At 69.0% G+C, this 13,220-nt stretch carries 17 protein-coding genes; 3 read left to right on the plus strand and 14 right to left on the minus strand.

The features are described from left to right. Nucleotides 1-97 precede the first annotated feature (97 nt). The gene (locus ACP93_RS11950; protein ID WP_048490908.1) at nt 98-1,510 is read left to right on the plus strand and encodes an aminotransferase-like domain-containing protein; all 1,413 of its coding nucleotides are present in this window, start codon (nt 98-100) and stop codon (nt 1,508-1,510) included. A gap of 146 nt (nt 1,511-1,656) precedes the next feature. Here ACP93_RS11950 and ACP93_RS21170 read toward each other — a convergent pair whose 3' ends face one another. From ACP93_RS21170 to ACP93_RS11990, 9 genes are all read right to left on the minus strand, one after another. Continuing rightward, nucleotides 1,657-2,373 (minus strand): DUF4386 domain-containing protein, encoded by a 717-nt coding sequence (locus tag ACP93_RS21170; protein ID WP_204243678.1) that lies wholly within the window; start codon nt 2,371-2,373, stop codon nt 1,657-1,659. A 43-nt stretch (nt 2,374-2,416) separates the two neighbouring features. Continuing rightward, nucleotides 2,417-2,875 (minus strand): hypothetical protein, encoded by a 459-nt coding sequence (locus tag ACP93_RS11960; protein WP_048490909.1) that lies wholly within the window; start codon nt 2,873-2,875, stop codon nt 2,417-2,419. After that, nucleotides 2,875-3,090 (minus strand): hypothetical protein, encoded by a 216-nt coding sequence (locus tag ACP93_RS11965; protein WP_048490910.1) that lies wholly within the window; start codon nt 3,088-3,090, stop codon nt 2,875-2,877. Before ACP93_RS11965 ends, ACP93_RS11960 begins: the two co-directional genes overlap by 1 nt. Nucleotides 3,091-3,099: 9 nt before the next feature. Next, complete coding sequence (locus tag ACP93_RS11970) at nt 3,100-3,411, minus strand: ArsR/SmtB family transcription factor (protein WP_228136021.1); 312 nt, start codon at nt 3,409-3,411, stop codon at nt 3,100-3,102. Between the two features lie 305 nt (nt 3,412-3,716). After that, nucleotides 3,717-3,845: a hypothetical protein gene (locus ACP93_RS22465; RefSeq protein WP_255347936.1), complete on the minus strand. Its 129-nt coding sequence runs from the start codon at nt 3,843-3,845 to the stop codon at nt 3,717-3,719. A 343-nt stretch (nt 3,846-4,188) separates the two neighbouring features. After that, complete coding sequence (fghA, locus tag ACP93_RS11975) at nt 4,189-5,019, minus strand: S-formylglutathione hydrolase (protein ID WP_048490912.1); 831 nt, start codon at nt 5,017-5,019, stop codon at nt 4,189-4,191. A gap of 91 nt (nt 5,020-5,110) precedes the next feature. Continuing rightward, the gene (gene gfa, locus ACP93_RS11980) at nt 5,111-5,683 is read right to left on the minus strand and encodes an S-(hydroxymethyl)glutathione synthase (protein ID WP_048490913.1); all 573 of its coding nucleotides are present in this window, start codon (nt 5,681-5,683) and stop codon (nt 5,111-5,113) included. Between the two features lie 70 nt (nt 5,684-5,753). Further along, complete coding sequence (locus ACP93_RS11985; RefSeq protein ID WP_048490914.1) at nt 5,754-6,863, minus strand: S-(hydroxymethyl)glutathione dehydrogenase/class III alcohol dehydrogenase; 1,110 nt, start codon at nt 6,861-6,863, stop codon at nt 5,754-5,756. Between the two features lie 40 nt (nt 6,864-6,903). Continuing rightward, on the minus strand, nt 6,904-7,179 hold the full coding sequence (locus ACP93_RS11990) for a metal/formaldehyde-sensitive transcriptional repressor (protein WP_048490915.1): 276 nt from the start codon (nt 7,177-7,179) through the stop codon (nt 6,904-6,906). Between the two features lie 319 nt (nt 7,180-7,498). Between ACP93_RS11990 and ACP93_RS11995 the strand changes: the two genes are divergently transcribed. Together ACP93_RS11995 and ACP93_RS12000 are read left to right on the plus strand one after the other, a co-directional pair. Then, entirely contained in the window at nt 7,499-8,215 is a 717-nt protein-coding gene (locus ACP93_RS11995; protein ID WP_106407097.1) for a response regulator, read from the plus strand. Next, nucleotides 8,212-9,723, plus strand: a complete 1,512-nt coding sequence (locus ACP93_RS12000; RefSeq protein WP_048490917.1) for an ATP-binding protein — start codon at nt 8,212-8,214, stop codon at nt 9,721-9,723. The genes ACP93_RS11995 and ACP93_RS12000 overlap by 4 nt, the downstream gene beginning before the upstream one ends. Before the next feature lie 37 nt (nt 9,724-9,760). Here the strand turns inward: ACP93_RS12000 and ACP93_RS12005 are convergent, their stop codons facing one another. The 5 genes from ACP93_RS12005 to ACP93_RS12025 form a co-directional block, all read right to left on the minus strand. After that, nucleotides 9,761-10,144, minus strand: a complete 384-nt coding sequence (locus ACP93_RS12005) for a YbjQ family protein (protein WP_048490918.1) — start codon at nt 10,142-10,144, stop codon at nt 9,761-9,763. A gap of 74 nt (nt 10,145-10,218) precedes the next feature. Further along, nucleotides 10,219-10,548, minus strand: coding sequence for a hypothetical protein (locus tag ACP93_RS12010; RefSeq protein WP_228136023.1), 330 nt, complete (start codon nt 10,546-10,548; stop codon nt 10,219-10,221). Between the two features lie 94 nt (nt 10,549-10,642). Then, entirely contained in the window at nt 10,643-11,224 is a 582-nt protein-coding gene (locus tag ACP93_RS12015; protein ID WP_048490919.1) for a hypothetical protein, read from the minus strand. Between the two features lie 175 nt (nt 11,225-11,399). Further along, nucleotides 11,400-11,732 carry a hypothetical protein gene (locus ACP93_RS12020; protein WP_048490920.1) on the minus strand — a complete coding sequence of 111 codons (333 nt, stop codon included), beginning with the start codon at nt 11,730-11,732 and terminating at the stop codon, nt 11,400-11,402. Nucleotides 11,733-11,766: 34 nt separating this feature from the next. Then, on the minus strand, nt 11,767-13,131 hold the full coding sequence (locus ACP93_RS12025; protein ID WP_048490921.1) for a glutamate--cysteine ligase: 1,365 nt from the start codon (nt 13,129-13,131) through the stop codon (nt 11,767-11,769). Nucleotides 13,132-13,220: the final 89 nt, after the last annotated feature.

Here is a 13,220-nt window from a genome sequence, read left to right on the forward strand (position 1 = left end):
GGGAATCGGGGAGGGACGCGGCCAGTGTGCGCCGGGGTGGGCGACCAGCACAGAGTCAGATACGCTGCAAATCGACCGATACAGATGAGGCCTGCGCATGCGCCTGTACGAAGCCCTCGCCAGCCAGTTGCGCGAGCAGATCGCGCAGGGCACGTTGCGCGCCGGCGAGCGCCTGCCGTCGATCAGGCAACTGGCCGCCGGCCACGGCATCAGCGCCGCCACCGCGGTGCAGGCCTGCCTGCAGTTGGAACGCGAAGGCCGGGTGCAGGCACGGCCGCGCTCCGGCTACTTCGTGCGCGCCGCGACCACGCCGCAACCGACCGGCACGAGCGCCACGACCCGGCGGCGCGCCGCTGGCGCGGTCGCCAATCCCGCGCTGCAAGGCGTGCTGGACATGCTCGCGCGCTCGGACCTGGTGCCGCTGCACACCGCCACGCCGGCGGCGGCGCTGCTGCCCGGCGCGCACCTGGCCAGCGCACTGGCGCGGCAACTGCGCCGCCAGCGCAGCGCCGCGCTCGACTACGCACCGCCGCAGGGCCACGCCGCACTGCGCCGGCAGATCGCGCAGCGCTACGCGCACTGCGCCACCGCCGTGGCCGCCGACGAAGTGGTGGTGACCGCCGGCGCGATGGAGGCGATCAGCCTGGCGCTGCGCACCCTCACCGCGCCCGGCGACGTGGTGTTGGTCGAAACCCCGACCTACCACGGCATCCTGCAGGCGGTGGCGGCGCTGCGCCTGAAGGTGCTGGAAGTCCCCAACCGGCCGGGCCTGGGCATCGACGCCGCGCGCCTGGACGCGCTGCTGCAGCGCAGGCCGGCACGCGCCGCGGTGCTGGTGCCGAACTTCAACAATCCGCTCGGCAGCCTTACCCCCGACACGGCCAAGCGCAGCCTGCTCGACAGCTGCGCGCGCCACGGCACGGTGGTGATCGAGGACGACATCTACGGCGAACTCGACTGGTCGGGGCAACGGCCCAGGCCGCTGCGCCATTTCGACACGCACGGCAACGTGATCACCTGCGGCGCCTTCTCCAAAGTGCTGGCGCCCGGCCTGCGCGTGGGCTGGCTGCTCGGCGGCGCCTGGACCGACGCGCTGGTGCGCGCCAAGTACTTCTCCACCATCGGCGGCGCCAGCCTGCCGCAACTGGCCCTGGCCGACTACCTGCAGCGGCACGACCTGGAACGCCACCTGCGCAAGCTGCGCCGCACCCTGGCCGACAACGGCCAGCGCCTGCGCGAGGCGGTGTTGCGGCACTGGCCGGCCGGCACCCGCATCGGCGACCCGGCCGGCGGCCTGTCGCTGTGGCTGCAACTGGCCGACGCCGGCAGCGGCCAGGCCTTGTTCGAGGCCGCCCTCGCCGAGGGCATCGGCACCTCGCCCGGGCATCTGTTCTCCAGCCGCGGCGACTACGCCGACCACCTGCGGCTGAGCTGCGGCCAGCCATGGAGCGAGCCGCTGGAACAGGCGATGCGACGGCTGGGCCACCTGGCCGCGCGGCTGCCGCGCTGAGCGCCGTCGTCCACGCAGCCAGGCGTTTCCTGCACCCGTGTCGACGCAGTGCCGGAGCTTGCGCACGCCGCACCGCCTGCACCGCGGCAGGTCCGCCGCCCTAGGACAGGCCGCGGCGGACCTGCGCAAGGCGCTGGACGGAACGTCTACACCGCGACGGCCCTGGCCTCCCATTGCCGCAGGTCGACGCCGCGAATCAGCAGCCACAGGCAGAACGTCGTCTCGCCCACCAGCACCGGCAACAGAATGCCGGGGCTGAGCATGCGAGCAACCGCGGGCGCCAGCAGCGCTGCAAACGAGGCCACCAGATAGCTGAGGCCGGCCAACACCATCAATGCGCCGACGAACCGGGGCAGGTAGCGCGAGCGCCAGGTCAACGTGCCGCTGACCAGGCAGGCAGCGCCGAAAAAGAGCAGGGCGATGTTGAAGCCGACCTCATGGCCCAGCAAAGCCAGCGAGGCCAACGCGGCCGCCTGGCGCGGCTCCTCGGCCGATGCGCTAGCGCTAGCCAGGGGCAGAACCAGTAGTTGGAACAGCTTACTGACCGCTTCCACCGCAAGCGACGCCATGTTCAACAACACGAACAACAGCGCCAACCCCTTACCGGCCGGCCGCAGCAGCATGTATTCGATCCACAGCTGCACCACCGCGATCAACGGTACGATCAGGTTCGCGGCCAGCCCAAGTTTCCACAATTGCGCGTGCTGCACGATGGCGTGGAGGGTGGCCAGATCGTCGCCAGGCACGACCAGAACGTTCGCCACATAACCTTCTGCCAAGCCGCCCAGGACGATGACGGCGAGATAGAGCGCGCCAGCGACACGTGCATAGAACTGCGGGCGACCTTGCATGTCGTACGCCATGACGTGTCCAGTGTTGCAGGAATGCGAGAGAGAGATCGCTCGGTCACCGCCAGCGGTCGGCGGGCGCACGCATGAACGTCGAGATGGCGTAGCGCCATGGGATCACGATCGGGAAGACCACGACCAGCAAGCAGGCCGAGAGCGTGGACCAGGTGCCGGCGTCCATCTGCTGGTGCAGCAATCGCGGCGCTGCAACGACACCGAGCCACACGAGCTTCCACACGATCTCGAACAGCAGCAGCGGCAGCATCTTGAGCGGGTGGCGAAGTCCGAGCACAGCCAGCAGCCCCATCGCGCCCAGCATGCACTGCACCACACCCTCCATCAGCTCCCAGCCGTCGTGCCGCAGCACGATACCCGGCCAGACCTGCACGCCCAGACCGATCACGAGCAGCAGATAGCCGGCGCGCAGGGCATACAACCGCCACAGCGGCACCACGTCGCGATCACGCGCGGACGCGGCACTGGCGCCGGCGACGGCGGGCGTCGTCTGGATCGCCATCATCCGACGTCCTTGAGAATCTTTTCGATGCCGTCGAGACGGAGATGGATGTCGCTCAGCGCCGCCTGGGTCTTCTCGGCCAGCTCGCGGCAGGCCTGGTTGTGATCGAGCTGCGCCTTGGCCTGCCGGACCGCGGCGAGATAACGCATGCCGAAGATCAGCAGCACAGTGCCCAGCGGCAGGCAGATCGTCAAAAGGTACAGATGCTCCGACAAGGCCGTCTCCTATTTCTCTACTTTGTCGGTCAGCGATGTCGCGGCATCGGCAATGACCGAGGGTGAAAGTTCGAGTCGAAAGGCGCTGAGCTCGAAGTAGTTGAGCGCCTTTCCGTCGTGCGACAGCTCGAGCTGGCTGGTCACCAGACCCGCCGCCTCCAGCTTGTTCAGATGCAAATGCAATAGCGGCCGACTGATGCCGACGTCCCGCGCCAGACGGCTGATGTAATTGCGGCCACCGGTCTGCAGCGCCGCGATGATCCTCAGCCGGTGCGGGTTGTCGAGCGCTGACAGCATCGCCAGCAATTGGTCTCCCGTCATCACTCCCCTCTTCATGTGTCAGAAATATCTGACACATGAAAGGATGTCAAGCATCGCCGCAACAGCAAGCCGCTAACGAGCGAGATCGGAATGACTCGAGACGGAGACTCCCCTCTGCGCGTCAGGGCGTGACGGACGCAGCGCATGACTGTTCAAAACAGCACATGCCAGCCGCCCGAGCGGAAGCGGACGGCTGGATCCACGCAGCCACCCTTGCGTCGCGGCGATCGCCGCCGCGGTGCTATGGGGTCGCCGTCACGCGTCCGACGCGCAGTGTGGGCACAGCCGACGGCCGCCAGGCACGGCTACGGCGTGGCCGCGCCGATCGCCAGCGCCACGCAGGCGCCGAACAGGGTGCAGGCGAGCATCGCCAGGGGGCCGAGCGGGCTGCGCCAGCGCTGCCAGGGAAGCAGCAAGGTGCGACGGCAGGACATGGCGCGGCTCCGGTCCAGTGACGTGGGGATGGCGAACACTGCGCAATCTAGCCAGCCCCCGTCTCAGCAGGCGCGAACGCGATCGCACAACCGCATGTCGGACGCTGCGGCGCCCCTGTTTGTTTACGAGACCGACCATGCGGCGGCCGTCGTGGTCACCGGCCTGTCATGTGCGCGGCCGGCAAGGGCGCGCGGCCTGCGTCGCTCGCCTGCAGGCGCCCCGCCATCGGGCAGCGCGGCCTGGGCGACCGCGCGGAGGGCATGCGACGCCACCGGCAGCGCATCCCCCGGCGCCCTGCCGCCCGGCGGTCCGCGGTGCGCGGACCGCCGGCGGATCGCGCGCTCAGTCCTGCAGCGCGCGCGCGTGGAAGGCGATGTGTTCGCCGATGAAGCTGCCGATGAAGTAGTAGCTGTGGTCGTAGCCGGGCTGCACGCGCAGGGTCAGCGGATAGCCGGCAGCCTCGGCAGCGGCTTGCAGCAACTGCGGACGCAACTGCTTCTCCAGGAACTCGTCGCCACCGCCCTGGTCGATCAGCAACGGCAGGCGCTCGCTGGCGCTGCCGATCAGCGCGCTGGCGTCGTATGCCTGCCATTGCGCACGGTCCTCGCCCAGATACGCGGCGAAGGCCTTCTCGCCCCACGGCACCTGGGTCGGCGCCACGATCGGCGAGAACGCCGACACGCTGCGATAGCGGCCGGGGTTCTTCAGCGCGATCACCAGGGCACCGTGGCCGCCCATCGAATGCCCGCTGATCGCGCGCCGGCCGTTGTGCGGGAACTGCGCCTCGATCAGCGCCGGCAGTTCCTGCACCACGTAGTCGTACATGCGGTAGTGCGCGGCCCACGGCGCCTGGGTGGCGTTGACGTAGAAGCCGGCACCCTTGCCGAGGTCGTAGCCCTCGGCGTCGGCGACCTGCTCGCCGCGCGGGCTGGTGTCGGGCGCGACCACGATCACCCCGTGCTCGGCCGCATAGCGCTGCGCGCCGGTCTTGGTGATGAAGTTCTGCTCGGTGCAGGTGAGGCCGCTGAGCCAGTACAGCACCGGCAGTTTGGCGTGCTCGGCCTGCGGCGGCAGGTACACGGCCACCTGCATGGCGCAGCCGAGCACGGCCGAGTCGTGGCGATAGACGTCCTGCCAGCCGCCGCAGCAGGCGTGGTGTTCGATGCGTTCCATGGGGAGTTCCGAATTGTGGGCCTGCGGCCGCGAGCGGCCGCAGGCGGAGATGCCGCGACGCGTCGACCGGCGACGCGCGCGGCAGCGGGCTTCAGTGCAGCACGCCGTTCTTGCGCGCCACGTGGGTGGAGATCGCGTCCATCAGCGGCGGCGACAGGCAATCGTACGGTTCCAGCTGCAGTTCGCGCAGGCGATTGCGTATTCCATCCATCGCCTCCGGACGGGTGCCGCTCTCGATGATCGAGGACACGAACGCGGCGAAGCCCGGCGCCGACCATCCCTGCTGCGGCGACAGTTCCGTATGCACGAAATCCAGGCCGTAGAACGGGTGCTCGGTGTTCTCGATGCGGCCGTACATGTGCACGCCACACCCGGTGCAGGCGTGACGGCGGATCGTCGCGCTCTCGTCCACCACCTTGAGCTTCTCCTCGTGCGCGGTCACCTTCACCTTGTCGCGCGCCACCACCGCCACCACCGAGAAGGTCGCGCCCTTCGGCTTCCAGCACTTGGTACAGCCGCAGGCATGGTTGTGCGCGGTCTGCGCGCCCACGTCCACCACCACCTTGTCGCTGGCGCAATGGCATTCCAGGGTGCCGCCCTGGAACTGCTCCGCGCCGGCACGCACGCCGGCATCCACCGACGGATGAATCGTCACAGTACTCATCTTGCCCCCTCCCGGGTTCGTTGCGTCGCTGCAATGCGCGGAAACGGCCGCGCGCCGGACTGACCTGCGGTCAGAAGTGGATGACGGTGCGGATCGACTTGCCCTCGTGCATCAGGTGGAAGGCTTCGTTGATCTCGTCCAGCGGCAGGGTGTGGGTGATGAACGGATCGAGGTCGATCTCGCCGTGCATCGCCTGCTCCACCATGCCGGGCAGCTGGGTGCGGCCCTTGACCCCGCCGAACGCGCTGCCGCGCCAGACCCGGCCGGTGACCAACTGGAACGGACGCGTGCTGATTTCCTGGCCGGCGCCGGCCACGCCGATGATGACGCTCTCGCCCCAGCCCTTGTGGCAGCACTCCAGCGCCGAACGCATCACGTGCACGTTGCCGATGCACTCGAAACTGAAGTCCACGCCGCCGTCGGTCAGCTCGACGATGACCTCCTGGATCGGCTTGCTGTAATCCTTCGGGTTGATGCAGTCGGTGGCGCCCATGCTGCGCGCCAGCTCGAACTTGCCCGGATTGGTGTCGATGGCCAGGATGCGCCCGGCCTTGGCCTGCACCGCGCCCTGGATCACCGCCAGGCCGATGCCGCCCAGGCCGAACACCGCGACGCTGTCGCCTTCCTTCACCTTCGCCGTGTTGTGCACCGCGCCGATGCCGGTGGTGACGCCGCAGCCGAGCAGGCACACCTTCTCCAGCGGCGCTTCGGGATTGACCACGGCCAGCGAGATCTCCGGCACCACCGTGTACTCGCTGAAGGTGCTGCAGCCCATGTAGTGGTAGATCGGCTGGCCGTTGTAGGAGAAGCGCGTGGTGCCGTCGGGCATCAGGCCCTTGCCCTGGGTGGCGCGCACCGCCTGGCACAGGTTGGTCTTGCCGGACAGGCAGAACTTGCACTTGCGGCACTCGGCCGTGTACAGCGGGATCACGTGGTCGCCGACCTTGACGCTGGTCACGCCCTCGCCCACCGCCTCGACGATGCCGCCGCCCTCGTGGCCGAGCACCGCCGGGAAGATGCCTTCCGGGTCGTCGCCGGACAGCGTGAACGCGTCGGTATGGCACACGCCGGTGTGGGTGATGCGCACCAGCACTTCGCCCTGGCGCGGCGGTTCGACATCGATCTCCACGATCTGCAGCGGCTGGCCCGCTTCGAAGGCAACGGCGGCTCGGGATTTCATGCGATTTCTCCTGGCTGAGGAAAGGGGTGTGGGGTGTGGATCACTTGAGATAGGAGCGGACCAGCATGCCCATCTCGCGCACGCGCGCGGCGCGCTGCGCGTCGGAGCTGGCGGGCTGGCCGAATTCTTCGCGGACGTGGGCTTCCATCACCTCGGACATGAGGCCGTTGACCGCACCGCGGATGGCGGCGATCTGCTGCAGCACCGCCGCGCACTCGGCGCCGCCCTCCAGCGCGCGCTCCAGCGCCTCGGTCTGGCCGCGCAGGCGGCGGATGCGGGCAAGGACGCGCTTCTTCTCGTGCGGGGTATGCGGCATGCGGGATGGCCCCAGGAACTATACTGGGGGATAGTATGCCTGCGGCCGGCAAAAGGGAACGCCCGAGCCGCGCCGACGCTCCACCAGATCGCCCCCAGCGGCCGCCGGACACCGCACCAGCGCAGGTGCCGGCGCATGGCAACGCATGTCAGCACAGGACACGAACCGGCCATGTTCGCGCCGCCGGCACTGCCTATGATGGCCAGGCGTTCAAGCGCGGGCCCCGGCTCCGGCGGCCACGTCCCTGGCCGCCCCCAGTTCCAGGCAGCCGCGGCCACGTCTAGACTGGGCGACTCCCGTGTGGCCGCCCCTCAAGATCGTGGACATGAAATCCTTCATTCTGGTCGTCGACGACGACCCGGATCTGCGCCGACTCATCAGCGAGTTCCTGAGCGAACACGGTTATCAGGTGGACACCGCCGAGACCGTGGCGGAGATGCGCCTGCGGATGGCCGAGCGCCAGCCGGACCTGGTGATCCTGGACGTGATGATGCCCGGCGAGGACGGCCTCAGCGCCGCCCGCCAGCTCGCCAGCGAGCGCGGCGCGCCCGCGGTGATCATGCTCAGCGCGCTGGGCAGCGACACCGACCGCATCATCGGCCTGGAGGTGGGCGCCGACGACTACCTGGCCAAGCCGTGCAACCCGCGCGAGCTGCTGGCGCGGGTGCGCGCCCTGCTGCGGCGCAGCCAGGCGGCGACGCTGCCACCGGAAGCCCGTGGCAACGTCTACGAGTTCGCCGGCTGGCGGCTGGACGTGATCCGCCGCGACCTGCGCGACCCCACCGGCATCTTCATCAACCTCTCCGACGGCGAGTTCGCGCTGCTGCGCACCTTCGTCGAGCACCCGCAGCGTGTGCTCAGCCGCGACCAACTGCTCGACTACGCGCGCGGCCGCGACACCGAGGTCTACGACCGCGCCATCGACAGCCAGATCAGCCGCCTGCGCCGCAAGATCAACGAGCGCGTGCAGACCGAACTGATCCGCACCGTGCGCAACGAGGGCTACATGCTGCTGCCGAGCGTCGCCCGCCTGTGAGCGAACCCACGCGCGCCCGCCGCGGCGTGCCGATCTTCGCCCGCGCCTTCCTGCTGCTGGTGGTGGCACTGCTCGTCGCGCAGTTGATCGGCATCGCCCTGGTGCTGCGCACGCCGGTCTACGAGATGCCGGTGCATCCGCCGGAAGTGATCGCCCTGCTCAGCACGCGCATGCCGGCCGGCACCCAGACCCTCAAGGTGCAGGACACGGCGCATGCGCCGCTGCCGGCGCGCGACCAGGTGCGCGACCGCAATGTGGAACGGCTGATGGCGCACTGGCTGGAAGTGGCGCCGGACCAGGTACGCTTCTACCGCAACAGCGACGGCCGCCTGGAGCGTCTGCGCCTGCGCCTGGGCGAACGCCCACCGCCGCCGCCGCGTGCGCTCGCCACCGACGACGACCTCCCTGCACCCGCCGGGGTGGCGCCCCCATCCACCGCACAGCAACCGCCCCCGCTGGAGCCGCCACCGGCGCCCGGCGAAGCGCCGCGCAATGGCGCCTTCGGCGCGACCATGCGCGCAGTGGGTTGGCGCGAACGCGGCTTCGCCCCGGCGGTGCCGCTGCTGGACGGCTTCACCGCCGCGCTGCGCCAGCCCGATGGGCACTGGCGCAGCGTGATGTCGCCACCGCGTCGGTTCTCCAACGAGTTCAAGACCCAGGTGGTCATGCTGTTCCTGGTCGGCATGCTGGCGATGCTGCCGCTGGCCTGGTGGTTCTCGCGGGCGCTGTCGGCGCCGATCCGGCGCTTCGCCGAGGCGGCCGACCAGCTCGGCCGCAATCCCGACGCGCAGCCACTGCGCCGCAGCGGCCCCAGCGAGATCGTGCAGGCCGCCGATTCGTTCAACGCGATGCAGGCGCGCCTGAACCGGCTGATCAACGAGCGCACGCACATGGTCGCGGCGATCGCCCACGACCTGCGCACGCCGTTGGCGCGGCTGGCGTTCCGCCTGGAGACCCTGCAGCCGCCGTTGCGCGAGAAGACCATGGCCGACATCGACGAGATGAAGGCGATGATCTCCGCGGCGCTGGACTTCATCCACAACGACAGCCGCCGCGGTACCCGCTCGCCGCTGGATTTCCGCCTGCTGGTGGAAAGCGTGGTCGACGACGCCAGCGACACCGGTGCCGACGTGGTGCTGCTGCTCGGCGACGCCATCACCCTCGACGGCGATCCGCTGTCGCTGCGGCGCATGGTGATGAACCTGGTGGAGAACGCGCTGAAGTACGGCAAGCGCGCGCGCCTGCAGCTGCGCCGCGAGGCCGGCGAGTGCGTGCTGTGGATCGACGACGACGGCCCCGGCATCGATCCCGCGCAGCGCGAGAAGCTGTTCCTGCCGTTCTTCCGCGGCGAGAACTCGCGCAACCGCGACACCGGCGGCATCGGCCTGGGCCTGTCGGTGGCGCACAGCATCGTGCTGGCGCACGGCGGCCAGATCGCCCTGGACAACCGTGCCGAGGGCGGCCTGCGGGTCAGCGTGCGGCTGCCGTGCCAGGCGGTGGGCGGCTGAGCCAGGCGCGCCAGCGCACCATCGCCTGCCGATCGGCTCAGCGCTGGTTCGGCTCGACCACCACCGCCGTGCCGTAGCACAACACCTCGGTCAGGCCGGCCATCAGCTCGGTGGCGTCGTAGCGCACCGCGACGATGGCATTGCCGCCCATCTGCCGCGCATGCTGCAGCATGTCCCGGTAAGTCTCCAGGCGCGCCTGCTCGCAGAGCTGGGTATAAATGGTGATATTGCCGCCGAAGATGGTCTGCAGCCCACCCAGGAAGTTGCCGACGATGGAGCGCGAGCGCACGGTGATGCCGCGCACGATACCCAGATTGCGCACGACGCGGTAGCCGGGAAGCTCCAGCGCGGTGGTCACCATCGCATCGTTCAGCGGCGAGGCCGCCGCGCGCGGCGGCGAGGAATTGTACGGATCGGTCATCGGTGTCCCCTGGTGGCGTGGTCCGTGGCTCCGCGGACCGCAGACCCGGCGCGTACGCGCCGAGGCCGGCAGTGTTAGCACCGCAGGAAGAACGACGCAATCGCCAGCACCAGGCCGCCGATCCACAGCAACAGCATCGTCAGCACGCCGGCCAGAACGACCGCCACGCGCCGCCACCGGCGCAGGCCGCGCGAGCGCCGCACCGCATGCACGCACAGCCAGCCGCCCAGCACCACGCCGCTGGCGACCACCGCCCATCCGAGCAGATCGATAAGCGGATCCTTGGGACCGAACTCAGCGGGGCATTGGCTCGTCGCATGTGCGGATGCCATGCAGCCGAGCAACACGCTCAGAACGCTGGCCCTGCCGCCGCGATGGCGCCCAAAGACACTGCCCACCGTCATGCAGGCGCAGACGCGGTGCGAACGCTACGAAGCGAGCGCAATGCGGAGGGACTCGACTCGCGACGGCGCGTCGTGGAACGCGAAAAAATGCAGTTCACGGTATTGGCGGCATACCGCTACCGGCATCCGTCGAGGAGGGGCGACGAAACTCGGCAGCCACAGATCGCGAAAGCAAGCGCGCGATGATCCAGCCATGCAGGACGACGAAGGCCGCAGCAAAGACCACGCCGATCGCCGCCATGGCCCACAGCATCGGCTGCATGTCCGGCGCGCCTTGCATCTGCGCAACGGCGAGCTGCTTCTGCATGAACGCGATCATCTGCACCTGCACGACCGCGCCGCCCAGATTCCATACGATCACCAGCGCCATGGCCGCGATGAAGCACCACCGCGCCCAACTCAGCCGCCGCAGAAGCCCGATCGAACTCGCCAGGGTCCACATTGAAAACAGCGCAGTCCCAAGAAACAACCATCGAAAGTTGGAAAAGATGAAGGCAATCGTGGGCGGCATCCCTGGCGGAAGCCTCCGCACCGCATCGGCGAACTCCATGTGATCGAACACGGCGAACACAACGAAGACCTGCATGATGCCGACCACCGCGCCGAAACCGGAGAGTGCAATGAAGATCCAGGCCAGGATGGTGACAAAATTGGACCGCGGTGGTGCCTGATGCATACGCCCCCCTGAAGACGAGTCGACAATAGTGACGCCTGGCCGCCCACTGCGCCATCACCTGCAGCGACATCCGATTGCCGAATCCGACGAACTGCATACATCCGTCGGTCGCCGAATTCGCTAGCGGGGTTGCGTTGTGCGCACGCGGCGCCACCCGCCGCACTGCGATATCGCCTCAACTCCGCTGCGCAATGGCCGCCGCATGACGCGCCAACAACAGCGGCAGTGCGGTCTTCCGCCAGAACACCAGGCTGACGTACCCCGAGGACATGCCGCCATGGCTGAGGCGCGGCACGAAGACCGACTCGACAGACGCGTCGTCCAGCGCCGTGCCGACCAGGCGCGCGAAGGTGTCAGCGAGCAGCGCCTCGCACTGCGCCGCCGTCGACGGCAGCGGCACGCCGGCGAGGGTCGACGCCATCTCCTGCCACAGATACGGATCGCCACGGCCGCCCCATCTGCCCGGCTCGTCCTGGAACAGGCTCGCCATGTCCGCGATCGCGGTCATCGTCCTGCTCGCCTACGGGCGTGCGGCGCGACGCTCAGTACGCGAATTCGCGAAACACGCGGTCGATGTCGCCCTGCCACGCGCCGTGGTACAGCGCCAGCTTGCGCTCGGCCGCGGTCTCGCCGGCATGCAGGATCTCCACCAGCGGTTCGAGGAAGCGCGATTCGTCCTGGCCATCGCGGTTCAGACGCGCGCGGCGGCGCAGGCCGCCCAGGGCGATCTTCACCGCTTCGGCGGCCAGGTCCTGCACGGTGCCGTTGCGGAACGGCAGCTTCAGCGCCTGCTTCGGCACGCCGTCGCGCAGCGCATGGCGTTCGACCAGGCTGAAATCCTTGACCAGGTCCCAGGCCGCATCCAGCGCGGCATCGTCATACAGCAGGCCGACCCAGAACGCCGATAGCGCGCACAACCGCCCCCACGGACCGGCGTCGGCGCCGCGCATTTCCAGGTACTTCTTCAAGCGCACTTCCGGGAACGCGGTGGTCATGTGGTCGGACCAATCGCGCAGCGTCGGCAACGCACCCGGCAAGGCCGGCAGCTTGCCCTGCATGAAATCGCGGAAGCTCTGCCCGCTGGCGTCCACGTAGGTGCCATCGCGGTAGGAGAAGTACATCGGCACGTCGAGCAGGTAGTCGACGTAGCGCTCGTAACCGAAGCCGTCCTCGAACACGAAGTCGAGCATGCCGGTGCGGTCGGCGTCGGTGTCGGTCCAGATGTGCGAGCGGTAGCTGAGGTAGCCGTTGGGCTTGCCCTCGGCGAACGGCGAGTCGGCGAACAGCGCGGTGGCGATCGGCTGCAGCGCCAGCGACACGCGGAACTTGCGCACCATGTCCGCTTCGCTGGCGTAGTCCAGGTTGACCTGCACGGTGCAGGTGCGGGTCATCATGTCCAGGCCGAGCGCACCGACCTTGGGCATGTACGCCTGCATGATCTTGTAGCGGCCCTTGGGCATCCACGGCATCTCGTCGCGACGCCACTTCGGCTGGAAGCCCATGCCGAGGAAGCCCAGGCCCAGTTCGTCGGCGACCTGCTTGACCTCGTTGAGGTGGCTGCCCACTTCCACACAGGTGTCGTGGATGGTCGGCAGCGGTGCGCCGGACAGCTCCAGCTGGCCGGCCGGCTCCAGCGTCACTGAGGCGCCGTCGCGCAACAGGGCGATGGTGTGCCCGGCTTCGCGCACCGGCTCCCAGCCGAAGCGGGTCAGGCCCAATAACAGGGCTTCAATACCGCGCTCGCCGTCGAAGGTCGGCGGCCGCAGGTCGTCCAGGCGGAAGCCGAACTTCTCGTGCTCGGTGCCGATGCGCCACTGCGCTTCGGGCTTCTCTCCGGAGGCGAGCACCTGGACCAGTTCGGCGCGGTCGGTGATCGGCGTCTCGGCAACGTGGCTGGGGCTCGACAAGGGCAGGACTCGCACGGCGGGTGAGGCGATGTGGGGGCCATGCCCCGCCATCGCAAGGCCCGCACTATAGCGTGGCGAGGGCGAGGCCC

This window comes from Xanthomonas sp. NCPPB 1128, assembly GCF_001043115.1.
Classification (GTDB): Bacteria; Pseudomonadota; Gammaproteobacteria; order Xanthomonadales; family Xanthomonadaceae; genus Xanthomonas_A.